General features: G+C 54.6%; 13 protein-coding genes and 1 pseudogene. 5 read left to right on the top strand and 9 right to left on the bottom strand.

Annotation, left to right across the window (positions count from 1 at the left end):
• Positions 1 to 216: 216 nt before the first annotated feature.
• The 4 genes from F8N80_RS07055 to F8N80_RS07035 all read right to left on the bottom strand — a co-directional run bounded on the left by F8N80_RS07055 (position 217) and on the right by F8N80_RS07035 (position 6,444).
• A complete protein-coding gene (locus F8N80_RS07055) occupies positions 217 to 1,197 on the bottom strand; it encodes a nitroreductase family protein (protein ID WP_150783551.1) in 981 nt (326 codons plus the stop codon).
• Between the two features lie 74 nt (positions 1,198 to 1,271).
• Positions 1,272 to 2,897, bottom strand: coding sequence for a hypothetical protein (locus tag F8N80_RS07050; RefSeq protein ID WP_224790649.1), 1,626 nt, complete (start codon positions 2,895 to 2,897; stop codon positions 1,272 to 1,274).
• Between the two features lie 838 nt (positions 2,898 to 3,735).
• Positions 3,736 to 5,964, bottom strand: a complete 2,229-nt coding sequence (locus tag F8N80_RS07040; protein ID WP_150783550.1) for a polysaccharide biosynthesis tyrosine autokinase — start codon at positions 5,962 to 5,964, stop codon at positions 3,736 to 3,738.
• A 39-nt stretch (positions 5,965 to 6,003) separates the two neighbouring features.
• Positions 6,004 to 6,444, bottom strand: a complete 441-nt coding sequence (locus F8N80_RS07035) for a low molecular weight protein-tyrosine-phosphatase (protein ID WP_150783576.1) — start codon at positions 6,442 to 6,444, stop codon at positions 6,004 to 6,006.
• 827 nt (positions 6,445 to 7,271) lie between these two features.
• Between F8N80_RS07035 and rfaH the strand changes: the two genes are divergently transcribed.
• On the top strand, positions 7,272 to 7,772 hold the full coding sequence (rfaH, locus tag F8N80_RS07030) for a transcription/translation regulatory transformer protein RfaH (RefSeq protein WP_150783549.1): 501 nt from the start codon (positions 7,272 to 7,274) through the stop codon (positions 7,770 to 7,772).
• A gap of 412 nt (positions 7,773 to 8,184) precedes the next feature.
• On the opposite strand, the gene F8N80_RS07025 is transcribed toward rfaH, so the two are convergent.
• The 3 genes and pseudogenes from F8N80_RS07025 to F8N80_RS07010 all read right to left on the bottom strand — a co-directional run bounded on the left by F8N80_RS07025 (position 8,185) and on the right by F8N80_RS07010 (position 9,805).
• The gene (locus F8N80_RS07025) at positions 8,185 to 8,454 is read right to left on the bottom strand and encodes a short-chain dehydrogenase (protein ID WP_150783548.1); all 270 of its coding nucleotides are present in this window, start codon (positions 8,452 to 8,454) and stop codon (positions 8,185 to 8,187) included.
• Positions 8,455 to 8,852: 398 nt separating this feature from the next.
• A pseudogene (locus F8N80_RS31440) lies at positions 8,853 to 8,986 on the bottom strand (transporter substrate-binding domain-containing protein); the annotation flags it as partial.
• Between the two features lie 27 nt (positions 8,987 to 9,013).
• Complete coding sequence (locus F8N80_RS07010; RefSeq protein ID WP_150783546.1) at positions 9,014 to 9,805, bottom strand: CPBP family intramembrane glutamic endopeptidase; 792 nt, start codon at positions 9,803 to 9,805, stop codon at positions 9,014 to 9,016.
• A gap of 682 nt (positions 9,806 to 10,487) precedes the next feature.
• Here F8N80_RS07010 and F8N80_RS07005 point away from each other — a divergent pair.
• Positions 10,488 to 10,874: a DUF6124 family protein gene (locus tag F8N80_RS07005; RefSeq protein WP_150783545.1), complete on the top strand. Its 387-nt coding sequence runs from the start codon at positions 10,488 to 10,490 to the stop codon at positions 10,872 to 10,874.
• Positions 10,875 to 11,152: 278 nt separating this feature from the next.
• On the opposite strand, the gene F8N80_RS07000 is transcribed toward F8N80_RS07005, so the two are convergent.
• Complete coding sequence (locus F8N80_RS07000) at positions 11,153 to 12,052, bottom strand: hypothetical protein (RefSeq protein ID WP_150783544.1); 900 nt, start codon at positions 12,050 to 12,052, stop codon at positions 11,153 to 11,155.
• A 297-nt stretch (positions 12,053 to 12,349) separates the two neighbouring features.
• On the opposite strand from F8N80_RS07000, the gene F8N80_RS06995 reads away from it, so the two are divergent.
• Positions 12,350 to 13,237 (top strand): mechanosensitive ion channel family protein, encoded by an 888-nt coding sequence (locus F8N80_RS06995; protein ID WP_150783543.1) that lies wholly within the window; start codon positions 12,350 to 12,352, stop codon positions 13,235 to 13,237.
• A 285-nt stretch (positions 13,238 to 13,522) separates the two neighbouring features.
• Here the strand turns inward: F8N80_RS06995 and acnA are convergent, their stop codons facing one another.
• The gene (gene acnA, locus F8N80_RS06985) at positions 13,523 to 16,264 is read right to left on the bottom strand and encodes an aconitate hydratase AcnA (protein WP_150783541.1); all 2,742 of its coding nucleotides are present in this window, start codon (positions 16,262 to 16,264) and stop codon (positions 13,523 to 13,525) included.
• Positions 16,265 to 16,473: 209 nt separating this feature from the next.
• Here acnA and rlmM point away from each other — a divergent pair, with 209 nt between their 5' ends.
• Together rlmM and tusA are read left to right on the top strand one after the other, a co-directional pair.
• A complete protein-coding gene (gene rlmM, locus F8N80_RS06980) occupies positions 16,474 to 17,547 on the top strand; it encodes a 23S rRNA (cytidine(2498)-2'-O)-methyltransferase RlmM (protein WP_150783540.1) in 1,074 nt (357 codons plus the stop codon).
• A 331-nt stretch (positions 17,548 to 17,878) separates the two neighbouring features.
• Positions 17,879 to 18,130 (top strand): sulfurtransferase TusA, encoded by a 252-nt coding sequence (tusA, locus tag F8N80_RS06975; RefSeq protein WP_150745350.1) that lies wholly within the window; start codon positions 17,879 to 17,881, stop codon positions 18,128 to 18,130.
• Positions 18,131 to 18,312: the final 182 nt, after the last annotated feature.

The following is an 18,312-nucleotide window of genomic DNA, read 5'->3' as shown; positions in this document are numbered from 1 at the left end:
TTATTAACTGATTCACGAACTTGCTCCGGAAGATGACTAAGCTGGTACTTCGTCCGCCTTGATCGAAGGGCTTTATTTAGGCATCACCCAATGAGGTATCGGCAAAGTCAGTTGTCACGTCATTACAAAAGTCACAATCGTTCGCCTTGAACAGGCCCGTGCGCCATATACTGCCCATGGGTCGCATTTTTATAATGGGCTGGGTTGATTTAGAAGTCAGTGAGATATAACAAATTCACGTATGGCTTTTCGTGGTGACGCAGCAACTTTTAAAGTTGATTTCATATGGCCAACGGCAAGCATCATTATTAAACGTTCGTTGCTTGGTATTTGTGCTGCTTTCTTGGCTCGGTATTCCTTTAGATAGGAATAGCTGGTATTCAATGCGCAGCTACCTAATCCCGCTGAATGCAACGCTAGAATTAGGTTCATGGAAAACAAACCACCATCTATGAAAAGTTGATTGCTTTCATTTTGTGTGAATGCTCTTGTGTCACCTGTAATTATCAATAATTTATCTATTGACTCAGTGAATCCGGCGTTTCCATTTTGATACCGGAGGATATTCTGAATTGTTTTTTTGTCCGAATAATAGTGAGCGAGCCAGCTCTGCCTGTTACATACTGATGGCGCATAAACTGCTGCTTCAATGGCGCTGAACACTAGATCATCACTCACGGGATCGGACGAGAAATCCCTAACGCTATACCGACAGCGAACGAAATGGCTAAAGGCTTCTAGATTTAAATTTTCCATCTCTGCCTTTACCACTTGTCTCAGGCCACCAACAACCGCGTTGTTAAAATTGGCACTGAAGTCACGTAGCTTGAGCTCGAATTTTTGAGGTAGCTTTGCGTTATTAGTTTCGTGGAAGGTTATATATTCGACTAGCGTTTTTTTGATTGAATCTAGAATTTCATCATGTCCATATTTACTCGCGTAGAGCTCTGACTTTTCCATTAGGTCAAGTATCTTCGGCTGCCCGAAAAAAAAATTAGGTTTTGGGAGTGCTAGCCCTTTTTCTATAATGTGGTGATGCTTGAATAGATAGAATTTTAAGCGGTCTTTATCTATGTTTGGATTTCGTTCGCTGAATGAATAATGCAGGTGATGGAAGAAGTCACATATTTTGGATGCTGCTTCGCCTAAATGCGTTTTTGAAATAGCGAATACTATAGTTTTTTTTAAAAAAATCATAAACACCTTGTGCGTAAAATATCGCTTAATTACGTTGTGTAGAGGGGGTGGTGGATGTGGTCAAAACAATGCGCTCAATCTAATTTCTTTTTTGTGTATGGGTTGTGCAAGCGCCGTACAAGCTTCGCCACTTGACTTCGCTCTTCTGTATTGATGCCAATAAGGTAAATGCAGCACATTGTAGATATAAATGAGCAGGCAATTATAAGTATTTCGCTGGCCTGAAGCATATATTTAATGAATAGTGCCATTACTATCGAAGCGAGGCCTACGCCGACGGCACGCATTAGTACGAGCGATGTAAACCGTCTGATGGATAGCCTTATCAGCGTTTTGAGTATGACGAGCCTAGCCATAAGGCTTGCGATGGAGAGGGCGATGCTTACCACGAATGCAATGCTCGGCGCAAATCCTGCGCGAAGTAACATATAAGATATTGGCAAGTTAAGTAACAATATTCCGCCAACTACGGTTTGATATAACTTTATTTTTCCTGTCGCCTGAGCGGCGGTCATGAGTGGCGCTGAAATACTGTCGATAAGAATGCCGACGAGAGCGAGTTGGACAAATTTCCCGGTATGTTCAGGTACATTGGTTAACCACAAGTTTAAAATGGCATCAACTTCAATGGCTGCCGGTAAGGCAAGAAACAACAACAGGAAAAAATTGTACTTGGCGCCGTAGTATACCAACTTGTGCATGTAGTCGAAATCGACGGAAGCATAGGATTTTATGATTTGCGGATTCACTGCCACCTGTAGGTTTTGCACAAAGCTGTTCAGTGCGCCGCTGACCTGGAGGGTAATTGCTCTTGCAGCATTGACGGCTGGGCCGAAAAATATGTTGAGGATGACATTGACGCCTTGGTTACCAAGAACACCAGCGGCATTACCCCACATATTCCAGCCAGTGTAAGAAAGCATAGTTTTAAACAGTACGCTGTCCCAGTAAAGTCGGAACTTTGAATCCGGATACGTTTTGCCGCAGTACAGCTTGTATATAGCGGTTACCAGCACGACTACCGCGAGTGTCAGTGCTGCATAAATGATCAGATGATCTGATCCAAACCAAGCCAGCATGAACACGATGAACAATTTAAGTGACACGTCGATAATACTGACCCATGCAAATACGCTCATCCGTTCATGGGCAATAATGAGTGCGTTATAGGGGACGCTAATGACCGTTACCAGGAATGCGAAAAGGGATAGATGAAAAACCCACTGGGCTGCGGCCATCCGCTCTGCAGGAATTGTCAATTGGGTAGTGACAAACCAGAGGCCTGCGGTTTCACTCACCACTAAAATGCCTGCGGCAATCAACAGGTGAATATTCATGCTCATGCTGAATATATTGGAAATACCTGCTGCGCCGGGTTTGCCGATTTCGAATGACAAAAATCGTTGTGTTGCAGAGGACATTGCACCATGTAGAAATCCGAGAACGGTGATAAAGCCGCCTACCAAGTGGTAGATACCGAAGTCTTCTACCCCCAGCGTGGCAAGTACTACTCGGGAAGTGTACAGCGTGACTGCCATTGTGAGCAGCATGCGGAAATACAGTAATCCGGCGTTCTTCAAAATTCGCTCGAAGTTATTAACTTTCATCTGTCCGCTCAGAAGGTTGCCGGCTTTGAACGGCCGGATGATCGATTCGATCTTGGGGTTTTTTAACGCGCTGCTTAGCCACAGGAAGGGCAACTTCGACCCTTCGGCGCTACTGTACTTATCAATGGATTTTTAAAGGGTCAGCTGTTAGATCAGCCTATCTATCGTTTTCAGTTGCTCTGCAACTAAAATGCTGCCCCGCGCCTCAATATTCAACCTCAACAGCGGCTCGGTGTTCGACGCACAGGCTTATGCGCTAGTCTGAAAATGTCAGGCTGATGCCGTCGGTGGTGTCGGGTCGGCTATTGATAGGCGTAATGATCTTGTGCGGTTTTGATTGTTGGGATATCAATCAGGTTTGTCCAGTAGGGCGATGATGCATTGCTCGATCAGCTTGAGGTACTCCACTCGCCGTTGTCGTTGCTGAGGCCGAGTTGGAAGGCATCTTCCATGAGCCCAGTAAAGAGGGCAGGCGACCGACATGGTCGATGTGGACGGGGCGCAAGATCAGCGTCTGGATGCTGGCGATGTCGAAGGTGATGGCCAGGTTTTCAGCAAATGACTAGTCTAAGTGATGAGTCAACTGATGCAAGACGCCATGACTATTTGACCTGATGCCCCGGCTTCAATTCAATAACCGTGTTGCACTCAGTTCCCGCAATCGTCAGGTATAAATTTATAACTGTGGGTACCTCAAGTGTGACGGGTTCGCTGCTTCGCGAATGACATTAGCGAGAAGTGAGCTGGCTTGCGAGTGCGTGAGCCAAACCAACAAACTAAACGGAGATCAGGCATGCTACCGCCCCAGGATTACATGCTAGTCCCTGAAAGCGGCCTGATTTATTGATATGTTTGAATCTTATATTACATATGCAGTAAATGAGCGGATCTTAAGCCTCGGGGCGCTCGATTATAATTAAAAACTATGTAATTAAACGCTATCCGACTTATATTCGTAGTTGTAATAGCCATAAGCGCCGTAGCCGTATTTAGCGGAAGCACGTTTTTCAATGCCATTGAAAATGGCGCCCTTCAAGTCAATGCCATTTTGAGCGAAGCGACGCATTGTTAATTCAATTTCACGGGCCGGGTTCAGCTCAAAGCGGATTACGATCAAGCTGGTGCCAGACTGACGACCAACAATGGCAGCATCGGTTACGGCGAGGAGCGGTGGCGTATCGAGAATAACCAGATCGTATAGGGCGCTGACTTGTTCGAGGAATGCACTGAAATTGCTGTGCATCAGCAACTCTGAAGGATTGGGTGGTATCTGGCCGCGTCCGACAATATCGAGGTTTTCGATAGATGTTTTGTTAATTGCGGTGGTGAGGTCGCAGCGTTTGGCCAGAAGGTCGGACAACCCGTTTTCAACGGTAACACCCAACATTTTATGCAGATAACCCTTGCGCATATCTACATCGACCAGTAGCACGCGTTGTCCGGTTTGTGCGACAACCGCGGCAAGGTTAGCAGATACGAATGTTTTACCGACCTTGGGGCTTGGGCCAGAAATCATCAGGCGGTTGTTATCAGCTTCAAGCATGGCAAAATGCAGGCTGGTACGCAGGCTACGCATCCCTTCTATGGATAGATCAGTGGGATGACTGGCTGCCAGTAACGGCGCTACTTTGTTTGCACGGCCACGACCACGCGTGATTTTGTCTTCTTCAACTTTCTGCAGGGCGCTGAATGGAATCGCGGCGTATACCGGTAAACCGAGTTTTTCGATTTCATCCGGATTTTGCACGCCGCGATTAAGGGCTTTGCGAAACAGCACCAACCCCACAGCGAGAAAACCTCCCAGCAATGTGGCGATAAGTACGATCAGGGTTTTCCTGGGCTTAACCGGATATCTTAGGTCTACGTCCGCTGTGTCGATCAATCGCACGTTACCAACGGTTCCAGCGCGCATGACGTCCAGTTCCTGGGATTTGTTCAGAAGCTGGGTATAAATTTCGGTGCTTACTTTCAAGTCGCGCGTGAGGCTTAACAGCTCCTGCTGCGTTGTCGGCAGCCCCTCAACTTTTTTGGCCAAGCCATTCTGTTTGCTGGTCAATTCGCCTAACTGACTCAGTAGGGCCCGATATGCCGGATGCTGACGGGTGAATTTACGATCCATTTCAGCTTGCTGCAGTTTGAGCACTGAAATATTGGTATCGAGGGCCACGATCTGGTCGAGAATCGCCTTGGCTTCCAGGCTGATATCAATGGATTTGCTACGAATCTGAAACTGATTAAGGGCATTTTCAGCTTTTTCCAAGTCTTTACGAACTTGGGGCAGTTGATCCCTGAGAAATTCTAGGCTCTGCGCAGCTTCGGCGGAGGTTCGTTCAACGTTTTGCTGTACGTAGAGCCTGGCGATTTCATTAAGAATTTGTATGGCTTTGGCGGGCACAGTACTTTCCAGCGATAGCCCGATCATGCCGGATTCTTTACCGCGCTCTGCTACATCCAACGCCTTCTGATAGTTCAAGATACTGGTCAGGCGTCGGACACGGACAATGCTGAATGTAGTACCCGGGTTCGCTTGCACCTCATCAACCAGCAGTTTGATACCGTTCAGGTCATAGGCCTGGCCCACTTGGCCTTTGACTAAAAGGTTGTCGTCTTCGTCGAGCAGGGTGAAGCTGCCCGTTTCACCGGTGACCAAGGTCAGCTCTACGCCCAGCAGTTCTTGTGGTAGCTCGAGTTCGGAGATTTTCAGAGTTTCGCCTCCCCAAGCGAAACTGTTCATACCAAGCCATGGGCTGGCGACTGGGTTTTCAGTGTCTGCTTTAAATCGACGGGCAATGAAGTTGCCAATCAGGGGAAAGCGATTTGGCTCGACTTCAAGGTACAGCTTCAAATTATCGACAGCAGCGCCGATATTAACGCGCGACTTGATCAGTTCGATTTCTGTGACTGATGGTGATTCCTTTCCCAGCATGCTGGTCACATCGGAAAAACCCAGCATGTCATTTTTCTTGGCTTCAACCTGGATCAAGGCTGTCGCCTGGTACACAGGGGTGGCCAACACTGCATAAGCAGCCCCGGCGGCCATGAAGACAACGGTAATCCCGGCAATCAACCATTTATGGTCGATCAGCGTGCCGAGTAGCCCCATTAGGTCTATTTCATCATCGTCGTTATCTTGTGGCGTTAACACGGTTGCTTGCTGCATAAGTCGGTTCTTTTGTCTTTGCGGGTAGCTGGGAGTGGCTCAGCGTGCGAGACGCTTGGCCCATGCGTGTACGGCTGCATCAATCAATGCATAAGCATGCAGAAAAGCAGGTTTGCCTTGACGGTATGGATCTTTGATTTCACGCTCGTCCTGCCACTTGCCCAGCAGGAAGATTTTTCCGCGGGCGGCAGGTGCCATTTTGAGGATCGCGCTGATGTGCTGGTGTTCCATCACGAGGATCAGATCGGACTCGTTGATGTCTGCCGAGGTCAGTTGCGTGGCACGATGGTCGTGCGGGACGTGACCGTGTTCTTCAAGGACACTCAGGGCAGTCGCTTCGATGGGGCTATTCTTGAGCGCGTGCAGGCCCGCGGAGCGGACGACGATGTCGGTCGGTTCCAGGGCTTTGCGCAATAGATTTTCGGCGGTGGGGCTTCTGCAGATGTTGCCAATGCAGACGACCAGAATATTCTTAAACAAGACAACTTCCTTTATGCCGTCAATGCTCGTCCGGAAGAAACACTTGGCCACTATCTGGCCTGATGTCGTTTATCGACGAACAACAGTTTCCAAGGGTAATGGGCGAGTTGTTTCTTTTTCATGACATGATCGGGCTGGAATGACCTTTCTGTACAGAGTCCCTGGTCAAACGTAATCCAGCCTGTGTGATGGCATGTGAAATTCGATGGGGAAAAATTTTAACTGCGAATTCACCGCGATATCAACCTTTAAATCGGCGGAAAATTCACTCTCATGTCTTTAAAATATTATCCAGTGATTCGTGCGGACAAAAAATAACATTAGTGATTCGTTTCTGACGGAATATAACGTTTTTCGAATGCTTTGGTGCTGACAGGTGGAGACTGTGGTAGATATTGGGACGGGACGAGTTCGATTCAAGGGTAATACCCGTTTAGGATGCGCAAGGGCTCGAATCTGTTAAAAATGGGTTTTCAAAGCTCCGATCGAAGCCGTGTCCGGCTTTTTTTTCGTCTGGACGAAACCGAGATGAGCCATTCGAAGTCTATGAGTGGTGAGTGACAGTGTCGGCGGGATGCTGAGACGTACGGCATGCCGTTCTTGCCATCGGGTGCACAGCCGGTTCGTTGGGCCATGGGGCGCTTTCGAAAGGTACCGGGTCTAGCCATAGCGACTGATGACCTGGTTGCGTGCCCGCGAGGGAGGGCAGCGTCACGACACTGCGCGACCGTTGCTGATGCAGGTGAAAACCAACGAGTTACTGGAACAGATAGAGGGTAGAAGGATTGAGAGCGCAGGGATTTAACGGAGTGGCCGCGGAAATGGACATGTCGGAGTACCGTTCTTCGAGGGCTTGGTACCTGGTCCAATGCAAGCCCAGTCAAGACGAGCGTGCAGAGATCAATCTGGTTAACCAGGGGTACACCAGTTATCGACCCACCCATCGACGCGAACGTGTTTTACGAGGGCGGCGTAGCGTTGTTTGCGAATCGCTGTTTCCTGGTTATCTGTTCATTCAGCTCGGCGCGGATGACAGTTGGGCTCCTCTACGCTCTACCCGCGGTGTGTCGCGTGTGGTCAGCTTTGGTGGGAAGCCGCTACCGGTGCAGGATGAGTTGATTGCTCAGCTTCATCAACATGATGGCGTTGCCCCGGTAGAAATTCGCTTTACCTGTGGGGAGCGGGTTCGCATCAATGAAGGACCTTTTGTTGAGCTGGAAGCGATTTTCCTGGCGATGGAGGGGGAGGAGCGAGTTGTGCTTCTGATGCAATTCCTGCAACGAGAACAACGCATCAGTCTGCCGTTGGCGGATGTCAGTAAGCGTTGAGGCGGCGTCCGCATGATCTGTATAGGGAATTATCATGCTGTCGGAGCTTACTTGAGTGTGGGTCATCAACGAGTTGCTGCTGAAACGGACGCTGGAGCAACTTACCCAAGTCTATGAAGACATCGCTATAACTAGTGGGCAGACATCAGGTAAAGAGTTCGATATTAAATTGATGTCTGCACAGCGACAACGTGAGTTCGAAAAGCGATTCCCCAACTGGTTGCGACGATTGAAGCGAAGTTGGCTTGGCCGTACATTTCGGTCTGGCTAATGGTTGTGACGCTGTCCCTTGCGATTGGATTCGGTGTACCCGGGTTTTGCCCTGGTCAGTTTGTTTCGTTTCTCAGGCGCTGATCCTGCATCCGCATGCAGGAACGTTTGATGGGCGCCTCGAAAGGCGCCCTCGGTGGCTTCAGGATGGTTCGGCGTCCATGCGTCGCGCGATGACTTCCAGCACGTCGCAGCCGTCGCGTAATGGCACGCAGCAGAGCAGCGCAAAGTCGCTGAGAATCACGGAGTCGGTGGTGATGTCGCCGCGCATCGCGAGGTTCTCAAGAATCTGCGTTACGGCCTGTATTCTGTACCGAGCCGTGCTGAGCAATGAGTGCAGCGGTTGCGAGGAGTTGACGTACAAGGAGGGGAGATCGTCGGCGTTGCTGGTTAAGGCTATGTATTCTTTCATGAGTGAAGCTCCATTAATTCAAGAGCGCTACCACTTATTGTCGCCAAACAAAGGGGTGGTAGCCGTACGCGGGTTGGCGAACCGGGCAATGGAGAAACCGGCAGACCCTGAGGTCTCCCGCGCACAGCCACCATAAAACAGGTAGCCAAGTGCTTCCGAAGCCCCGGAAATGGTCGAAGGCTTCAGTTCATTGCCATCGAGTCGCCAAACCCGACACGCCATATGGGCGTTGGCTCGACTATAGGTCTCGTGACAAAGACACCGCAATGCACAAGTGTACGGACAATTCCTGAAATCGTGTAGGACGTTGCTTTTTTGAAAGATTGGCTCGTTCGCATCCAAGGCGCTCCTTAGGACGCTCCCCTTCTTGCTGTTCGAACCAATAGAAAATGGAGCCGTTATTTAGTATCGGGTACCGCCAGCCATTGCTTCAGCATCTTCTGATAATTACCCGTCACCTTGGCCAAGTGCAGCCACCGATCGACATACTACTTCCAGCTGATTCCTCACACGGTAATAGATAGGCCTTCTCCCTGGGCGTTTGCCTTTACCGGCAGGACTATCCTGCCAGCATCGGGTAGGTGAACAGGCCGAAGTACAACAGATTCAGGCCGAAGTGCGTGGCGACTGCGGCGGCCAATCCGGCGTAGCGGTAGGCCAGGCCGTAGCCGATGCCGGCCAGGGTCGCGAGGAAGACCCATTGCCAACCGGCGCCCCAGTGGGCCAAGCCGAACAGTAGCGCGGCGATTAGCAGGGCGAGGTGTTCGCCGTAGGGCAGGTGTTTGAGTCGTTGGCTGAGGCCGCCTTGTATATAGCCGCGGAACAGGGCTTCTTCGACCAGGGTCACCAGAAGCAGATTATTCAGGAGCCAGAGTCGGGCGACGTCGGGCCATTTCGGGGACCATTCGATGATGCCGAGCAGGCAGGCGCTGGCGAAGGTGGCCAGGGCGGTCAGGCTCAGGGTTATGGTGCTGGTTTTGAGGGTTTGGGTGAGTGAGCGTTGGGCGATGATCCAGGGGCAGGCGAGGATTAGCCAGAAGCCGATCAGTGGCTTGTCGAGGTTCAGGTACATCGAGAAGGGGATGGCGTTTTCGCTGAAGCGTTGTGGGGGGATGACTTGGGCGTTGTGGAAGCCTGGCAGGTAGTGCAGGGCGAGGGCCAGGGCTAGGCAGATGAACAGGGTGTGGCCCAGGTAGCGGGCGTAGGGGTGGTTTTGTGGCTGGATGGCGAGGCCGGCTAGCAGGAGCAGGGTGATGGGGAGGGCTGCCTGGAGGGAGAGGTGGCCGTGGGTGAGTGCGAGGACGTAGCCGGCGGTGAGTAGCGTCAGGTAGGGCCAGGGCAGTCGGAGCATGGGTCTTCCTTGGGTGGGGCTTGGTTTTAGATGGGCATTTAGGCAGATGTGGGGGTGGGTGGGCAATGGAGGTGGAGGGGTATGTTGTTGGGGGAGTTTTCGAGGTGGGTGTTTTTTGGTGGATGAAGTAGAGCAGGCGGCGTCGCCATTGGGGCGGTACGTTCGGGATTGATGTTGGCTGGTAGGACGCTATCGCGAGCAAGCTCGCTCCCACAGGTATTGGGGTTGGATGTTAGATTGTGGTCAGCATATAAACTTTGTGGGGGCAGTGCGCGGGCAAGTTGGCTTTTCTACAGTTCATGTTTTTGTCGCGTAATCAGCGTATTAAACATCCTCGGGCGGCGCTTGTTTAAAAGAGCTGTAGGTTACTTCGCGCAGGCTACAACGCCTTGCGCCATTGCCTACGGTTACGCCAGAATCCGCCGGCTTGTGCGTCTTGGGCCTGGGCTCTATCGTTTGCCGGTCGCTGAAAAACAGCGATCGGGTTTGGTAGCCCGGTTACCCGGCGCATAGCGCCACCGTTTGCAGGCCTTTTCAGGCCTCGGTTTTATGGTGGCCATGCGTAGGGCGTTCTCGAGCGCGCCGGGTTGCCAGGTAACCGGTCTACCAACCTTCGTATGGCCGCCACCCACGTTTGGTAGCGAGGGTGATGGCTCCATTTTTATTATCTGGAGTTTCATCCATGTTCAAAGTAACGCCCAACCCGCCGGACACCGATCCGACATCGCTGCACGAGCCCGCCGATTCAGAGCCCTCCAATTCAGAAAAATACGACGAGGTTGTCAAACGCGCCCTCGATTTCTACGCCAACCCTGCCGCCCACGCCGCCGTTATCAAAGCCACCCCGAGGCAACTCGACAGCATGTTCATCGTCAACCCGCAAATCGACGTCGAAACCCTGCTGGACCATGCTTGCGAATCCCTGGCGTCGGCCAATGTCATGGCCATGGACCTGGCGGATCATCTGGACGGGACAAGCCGCAATGCACTGCTGGGTATTGCGCAAGTCATCATGCTGGGCGAGCTGGCGGTGAATCGCGCGCTGGATCGGATAGATCCATCCGAGTAGCCATTACCACCTGTGGCGAGGGAGCAAGTTCCCTTGCCACACGTTCGATGTGTGCTGCGACGAGATGTGTAGGCTGACACACCGCTTTCGCCGGCAAGCCGGTCTCGCTCCCACAAGGGGTTGTGGGTGATACATGCACCTTTGCAACCTGTTATGCCTGAACACAAAAATCACTCCCTCGTGACCCGACGCGGCTGCGCGGCGCGAGCTAGCGCCAATCCTTTCCTGGACCTGCGCATCCGCCAGCCTGCATTTCCCCTTGTCGAGCATTCAGCTTTTCACTCAATGGCCACTTCGGCGCAAACATTGGCAATCACCCTTCCTGCATAGGCAGCGCTGCACACCAGATCACAGTACTTGCCATTGTCATCCATGGAAGTCAGGCGAGCATTGAACTGCAATTGCTTGGCGGCCGGCACCAGCTCGGCTGCGTCTAACGTCACATGCAAAAGCCTGTAGGAAACGGCTCGCCGCATTTTGTGATCCAGTAGCCGAGACATGGCCTGACTCATCCCGTACATGACAACAGCGACCGGCCACATGGGGTATTGCGGAAAATGTCCTTCGCACCGTGCGGCACTGAAATCAACACTGCAGGCGGTGATCTCCTGATCGCTGAGGGCAAGCACCGACAGGGGGAGCGCTTCGGCATAGGGAGACTGGCCGGAGGGTGAAGGCGTTGGCGATCGATGACTGGCGAAGAGTTTGTCAAATGTCTTTTCTGCTAGCACGTGGTAAGACACGGACAATTCTGCGAATGGCTGCCCGCCCACTAACAGTTGAGTTTTTGCGACGACGGTTTTGCGAGACTGCTCAACGATTTTCGCCCTGGCGGTCATCGACTGTGTCTGGCCAAGCCCGATGGGGCGGTAACGCAGGTCCCATTGAGCTTGTGACGCCAGGTAGTACACGCGCGTGCCTGCAGCCTGTGTCCGGGCCGCCGCGCATGACCCCAGAATGGCTAGATGACGCCCTGCCTCGGCAGTTGCCAACGGCCCTAGCTCATTCCCTCGCGGTTGCTCAGGGGTGAATTCGCCATAGATGTCCCATTCGTCAGGCAGCGTATAAAGCGAGCTGAAAGCGAAGTAGGGGGGCTGGACCGCGATGCTTGTGGCCATCTGCGCTATGTCGATAGCAATCCGGGCATGTTGATCGAGGATGTTTGAGGCAGGGTTCATGACTGACGATCTCCATGTCGGTAATGATCGGAGCAAGGGGCTGCACTGTTGTGTCGCAACTTCAAGCTAGGGGAAAACACTCACAAAAAAACCTGTCAACAATGACAGGTTGATCGCCAAGGTGACGGACGGTACTGCCTACTATCAGAGCTGATAGGGCTCAGTTGGTCTAACTTGTGAAGTTGCAGAGTTAATGGCTCGAACCTGTCAAACTTGACAGTAGACAACGAGTGTTAATGTGCGGAGCCTGCAGGAGAAGGTGTCTAACTCTCTTCTCCTAGCGAGGGGTAATCCGTCATGGACGAACTTAATAGCGTTGCCAGCGACAGCGTCGATAAAGCCAATGAATTAGTGGGCGTGCTCATCCAGTACGGATCTGCTTTTGGCCTTAAGGTTGTTTTTGCGGTGCTGTTTTGGATAGTGGGCCGTTGGATGATTAGTTTTATTGTCAGGTTCGTGCAGCGCTCGATGACGCGGCAACGGATTGATCCGACGGTTTTGCGTTATGTCGGGTTTTTTATCACTGTTACGCTGAATATTATTCTGGTGATTGCCATTCTTGGGTATTGCGGGATTGAGACGACCAGCTTTGCCGCGATTCTGGCGGCGGTTGGGTTGGCCATTGGCATGGCCTGGTCGGGGTTGTTGGCGAATTTGGCTGCTGGCGGGTTCATCATTGTGTTGCGGCCGTTCAAGGTGGGCGATGAGATTGGGGCGGGCGGCGTGGTGGGGACGGTGACGGAGATTGGCCTGTTTGTGACTACGGTTAATACGGCGGATAACGTTTTGACGCTGGTGGGTAATAACAAGATCTTTTCCGACACAATTCAGAACTTTTCCAGTAATGACTTTCGTCGGGTGGAGTTGTCCTTGGCGCTGCCCTTTGCAACGGATGAGCGGGTGGTGGTAGGGCTGCTCCAGCAGCGGTTGGGGAGAGTGGCTAATGTGTTGTCGGCGCCTGCGGTTGATATTCGGGTGAAAGATGTGTCCTCGGAGTCGCTGGTGCTGATGGTACGGTTGTGTTGTCACAGTGAACATTATCGGTCGGTGTACTTTGATGCGAATGGGGTGATTCGGGAAGTGTTGAAGAATATGGCGGATCATCAAGTTCAAATCGATGTGGTAAGTGGTGAGTTTGCTGAGAGTAGACCCGGTTCGGGAGGCGTCGACAGGGAGGTTGGATGAGGGAAGGGGTGCTGGATGCGGCTAACCCGGTATCCATGCCGGGTTTCTGCGCAGCACCTGTCACCCAAGCTCCTACAAAGGTATCGGGTGAAACGCAGATTATGTGAATACATGGGAAACCACTGTGGGAGCGGCGGTGCGGCGATCCGACTTGCTCGCGAAGGGGGGGTGTCAGGCGATATCTTTGTTGGCTGATACACCGCTTTCGCGAGCAAGCCCGCTCCCACAGTTTGATTGGGGGTGGATGTGGGGTTGGTGTTGGGCACCAACCCCGGTTTGGTGGGTTCAGGAGGCTATTAGCTGGCGTAGTACGTAGTGCAGGATGCCGCCGGATTTGAAGTATTCGACTTCATTCAGGGTGTCGATTCGGCACAAGACTTCGATTTTTTCGCGGCGGCCGTCGGGGCGGGTGATGGCCAGGGTCAGGTTCATGCGGGGGGTCAGTTCGACGTCGGTGAGGCCGAGGATGTCGAGGGTTTCCTTGCCGGTGAGGTTGAGGCTTTTGCGGTTCTGGTCGAGTTTGAATTGCAGGGGCAGTACGCCCATGCCGACGAGGTTGGAGCGGTGGATGCGTTCGAAGCTTTCGGCGATGACGGCTTTGACCCCGAGCAGGTTGGTGCCTTTGGCGGCCCAGTCGCGGCTGGAGCCGGTGCCGTATTCCTGGCCGGCGATGACCACCAGCGGGGTGCCGTCGGCCTGGTAGCGCATGGCGGCGTCGTAGATCGGGATTTTTTCCCCGGTCGGCATGTAGAGGGTGTTGCCGCCTTCTTCGCCGCCGAGCATTTCGTTGCGAATGCGGATGTTGGCGAAGGTGCCGCGCATCATCACTTGGTGGTTGCCGCGGCGGGAGCCGTAGGAGTTGAAGTCGCGCGGTTCCACGCCTTTGTCGCGCAGGTAGTGGCCGGCGGGGCTGTCGACCTTGATGTTGCCGGCCGGGGAGATGTGGTCGGTGGTGACCGAGTCGCCGAGCAGGGCGAGGACTCGGGCGCCGGTGATGTCCTTGACCACGGGGGGCGGGCCGCCGATGTCGTCGAAGAAGGGCGGGTGCTGGATGTAGGTCGAGTCGTCCTGCCAGACGTAGGTCGCGGCCTGGGGCACTTCGATCGCTTGCCATTGTGCGTCGCCGGCGAAGACTTCGGCGTATTCCTTATGGAACATGGCGGTGTTGACCTGGTTCACGGCGTCGGCGATTTCCTGGCTGCTGGGCCAGATGTCGCGCAGGTAGACCAGGTTGCCGTCCTGGTCGGTGCCCAGGGGTTCGCTGCTGATGTCCATCCGCACCGTGCCGGCCAGGGCATAGGCGACGACCAGGGGCGGGGAGGCCAGCCAGTTGGTTTTCACCAGGGGGTGCACGCGGCCTTCGAAGTTGCGGTTGCCCGAGAGCACCGAGGCGACGGTGAGGTCGGCTTGCTGGATGGCTTTTTCGATCGGCTCTGATAACGGTCCGGAGTTGCCGATGCAGGTGGTGCAGCCATAACCGACCAGGGCGAAGCCGAGTTCGTCGAGGTACTGGGTCAGGCCGGCCGCCTTGTAGTAGTCGGTGACCACTTTGGAGCCGGGCGCCAGTGAGCTCTTGACCCAGGGTTTGCGTTTGAGGCCTTTTTCCACGGCTTTTTTTGCCACCAGGCCGGCGGCCATCATCACGCTCGGGTTGGAGGTGTTGGTGCAGGAGGTGATGGCGGCGATGACCACGGCACCGTTTTTCAGGCGATAGGTCTGGCCTTCGTAGTTGTAATCCGCTTCGCCGGCCAGATCGGCGTTGCCGACCGCGACGCCACCGCCGCCTTCGCTTTCCAGGCGGCCTTCTTCCTTGCTGGTGGGTTTGAATTGCAGGTCGGTGAAGTCACTGAAGGCTTGCGGGACGTTGGGCAGGGAGACGCGGTCTTGTGGGCGTTTCGGCCCGGCGAGGCTGGCTTCGACGCTGCCCATGTCCAGGGCCAGGCTGTCGGTGAAGCTCGGCGCTTTGCCGGGCAGCCGCCACAGGCCTTGGGCCTTGCAGTAGGCCTCGACCAGTTTGACGGTGGCCAGGGGCCGGCCGGACAGGCGCAGGTAGTCCAGGGTGATGTCGTCCACCGGGAAGAAGCCGCAGGTGGCGCCGTATTCCGGGGCCATGTTGGCGATGGTCGCGCGGTCGGCCAGCGGCAGGTCGGCGAGGCCGTCGCCGTAGAATTCGACGAATTTGCCGACCACGCCTTTTTTGCGCAGCATCTGGGTGACGGTCAGCACCAGGTCGGTGGCGGTGATGCCTTCCTTGAGCTTGCCGGTGAGTTTGAAGCCGATCACTTCCGGGATCAGCATCGACACCGGTTGGCCGAGCATCGCCGCTTCCGCTTCGATCCCGCCGACGCCCCAGCCGAGTACGCCGAGGCCGTTGATCATGGTGGTGTGGGAATCGGTGCCAACCAGGGTGTCGGGGAAGGCGTAGGTGCGGCCGTCTTCGTCCTTGGTCCAGACGGTGCGACCGAGGTATTCCAGGTTGACCTGGTGGCAGATGCCGGTGCCCGGTGGCACCACGCTGAAGTTGTCGAAGGCGCTCTGGCCCCAGCGCAGGAAGGCATAGCGTTCACCGTTGCGCTGCATTTCGATGTCGACGTTCTGGCCAAAGGCGCTTGGGCTGCCGAATGCGTCGACCATCACCGAGTGGTCGATCACCAGGTCCACCGGCGACAATGGATTGATTCGCTGCGGGTCGCCACCGGCCTTGGCCATGGCGGCGCGCATGGCGGCCAGGTCGACCACGGCGGGTACGCCGGTGAAGTCTTGCATCAACACCCGCGCCGGGCGGTACTGGATTTCCCGATCGCTGCTTCGCTCCTTGAGCCAGGCGGCGATCGCCTTGAGGTCGGCGCCGGTCACGGTTTTGTCGTCTTCCCAGCGCAGCAGGTTTTCCAGCAGGACTTTCAGCGACATGGGCAGTTGGTCGAGGTCGCCGAGGCTTTTGGCAGCCTCGGGCAGACTGAAATAGTGGTAGGTCTTGTCGTCGACTTGCAGGGTTTTAAGGGTGTTCAGGCTATCGAGGGACGGCATTACGATCACTCCTTTGAGTCCGCACGGCTACGGACTGAGGGAACGGACAGAGCATTAAACCTAGCCCTGTTTTGAGTAGCTGGCTAATTACTGGACTCTATGGACAAGTCCAAGGTTCCGAACTCGGCTATCATGCGCCGGTTTTCGTGACAGGCTTTGCTACAGGGCAAGTTGCGCAGCGATTCATTGCCGATTGCCCAGGAGATTTAATGAACACCCTCTTTATGCACTGCCGGCCGGGCTTCGAAGGCGAAGTCTGTTCCGAGATTTCCGAACACGCCGCGCGGCTGAACGTGGCCGGTTATGCCAAGGCCAAGACCGCCAGCGCCTGCGCCGAATTCATCTGCACCGAGGAAGACGGCGCCGAGCGCCTGATGCGGGGCCAGCGCTTTGCTGATCTGATTTTCCCGCGGCAGTGGGCCCGGGGGATTTTTATTGATTTGCCGGAAACTGACCGGATCAGCGTGATCCTTGCGCATATGGCGGATTTTCCGCTGTGTGGCAGCTTGTGGCTGGAGATGGTCGATACCAACGATGGCAAGGAGCTGTCGAACTTCTGCAAGAAGTTCGAGGGGCACCTGCGCAAGGCGCTGATGGCGGCAGGGAAGTTGGTGGAGGATCCTTCTAAACCGCGGCTGCTGCTGACGTTTAAAAGCGGGCGGGAAGTGTTTATGGGCCTGGCGGAGTCGAACAACTCGGCGATGTGGCCGATGGGCATTCCGCGCCTGAAGTTTCCGCGCGAGGCGCCGAGCCGGTCGACCTTGAAGCTGGAAGAGGCGTGGCACCACTTCATTCCGCGGGATCAGTGGGATGAGCGTTTGCACAGTGACATGACTGGGGTTGATCTGGGTGCGGCACCGGGTGGCTGGACCTGGCAGCTGGTCAATCGTGGGATGCTGGTGACTGCGATCGACAATGGGCCGATGGCGGAAAGCCTGATGGAGACCGGGTTGGTGCAGCATTTGATGGCGGACGGGTTTACGTTCAAGCCCCGGCAGCCGGTGGACTGGATGGTGTGCGACATCGTTGAGAAACCGGCGCGTAATGCGGCGATGCTGGAGGAGTGGATTGGCGAGGGGCATTGCCGGGAAGCGGTGGTTAACCTCAAGTTGCCGATGAAACAACGGTATGCCGAGGTGAAGCGGTTGCTGGAGCGCATTGCCGAGGGGTTCAAGGAGCGGGGGATTCGGGTTGAGATCGGTTGCAAGCAGCTGTATCACGACCGGGAAGAAGTGACGTGCCATTTGCGCCGGCTGGACGTAAAGAAACCAAAGTCCCGCTAATGCACACCGCGCGCGCCCCCGTAGGAGCCAGGCTTGCCGGCGAAGAACGATGATGCGGATTTACAGATACACCGCAGCGTCTGGTTCGCTGTAGGAGCCAGGCTTGCCGGCGAAGAACGATGATGCGGATTTACAGATACACCGTAGCGTCTGGTTCGCTGTAGGAGCCAGGCTTGCCGGCGAAGAACGATGATGCGGATTTACAGATACACCGTAGCGTCTGGTTCGCGGGCAAGCCTCGCTCCTACAGGGGCAGGGCGGCGGTGTGATCGCATAGATGACCGAACACCCGGCAATGCGCGACAATGCCGGCAAGTTTCAGGAGTGAATCATGAGTCAAATGATCAATACGCCGGTAGACGGCACCCTCGACGCCACCGGCCTCAACTGTCCGGAGCCGGTGATGATGTTGCACCAGCACATCCGTGACCTGGTGCCCGGCGGCCTGCTGAAGGTGATCGCCACCGACCCGTCGACCCGTCGCGACATTCCCAAGTTCTGCGTGTTTCTCGACCATGAACTGGTGGCGCAGCATGAAGAGGCCGGCACCTACCTCTACTGGATTCGCAAGAAGTCCGGTTAAAAGCAAAAACCAGCATGGGCGTTACGCCCCCCTGTAGGCGCTGGCTTGTCGGATCGCCGCACCGCAGCGAAGGCAGCCTCAAGCCCTGCACCGCCCATGAAAACGCCTTCGCCCGTAGGAGCCAGGCTTGCCGGCGAAGGCAGCCTCAAGCCCTGCACCGCCCATGAAAACGCCTTCGCCCG

The organism is Pseudomonas fluorescens (assembly GCF_902497995.1).
GTDB classification, from domain to species: domain Bacteria; phylum Pseudomonadota; class Gammaproteobacteria; order Pseudomonadales; family Pseudomonadaceae; genus Aquipseudomonas; species Aquipseudomonas fluorescens_BK.
Note: the sequence above shows the minus strand (reverse complement) of the source record. Positions and strands in the feature narration are given on the sequence as shown.